Source organism: Phaeobacter sp. 11ANDIMAR09 (assembly GCF_001294455.1).
Taxonomy (GTDB): Bacteria; Pseudomonadota; Alphaproteobacteria; order Rhodobacterales; family Rhodobacteraceae; genus Pseudophaeobacter.
Genome location: NZ_LIKT01000100.1, coordinates 1 through 538, shown reverse-complemented (window position 1 = coordinate 538; position 538 = coordinate 1). Strand labels below are relative to the sequence as shown.

At 53.7% G+C, this 538-nt stretch carries 1 protein-coding gene; it reads left to right on the top strand.

Features of this window, described 5'->3' with window-relative positions; translation table 11 throughout:
* A partial coding sequence (locus AN476_RS22315; protein WP_157063866.1) for an IS3 family transposase occupies positions 1 to 538 on the top strand: 538 nt, incomplete at both ends.

Sequence of the window (538 nt, the reverse complement as noted above, 5' to 3'; positions counted from 1 at the left end):
AAGGCGGCGATCTTCTTTGCAGGCCAAAGCCGGTGAGGTTCGCCTTCATCGATGCCTGGAAAGAAGTTTGGTCTGTGGAGTTTCTTTGCCGGATTATGCAGGTCACATCGCGTGGGTTCCGTGCTTGGCGGTTGCGCCCTATGAGCCAGCGACAACGAGATGATATGGTGATCCTAGCTCACATCCGTGAACAGCACCGCCTCAGTCTGGAAAGCTATGGGCGGCCGCGGATGACCGAGGAACTGCAAGAATTGGGATTGAAGGTGGGCCATCGTAGGGTTGGACGTCTGATGCGGGATAATGGCATCAAGATCATCAGAACCCAGAAGTATAAGGCGACGACAGACAGCAACCACACATTCAACATCGCACCAAATCTATTGGATCAAGATTTCTCAGCGGATGGGCCCAATCAAAAATGGGCTGGTGACATCAGCTACATCTGGACCAGTGAGGGCTGGCTGTATCTCGCCGTTATCCTCGACCTTTACTCTCGACGGGTCATTGGATGGGCCGTCAGCAACCGCATGAAACGGGA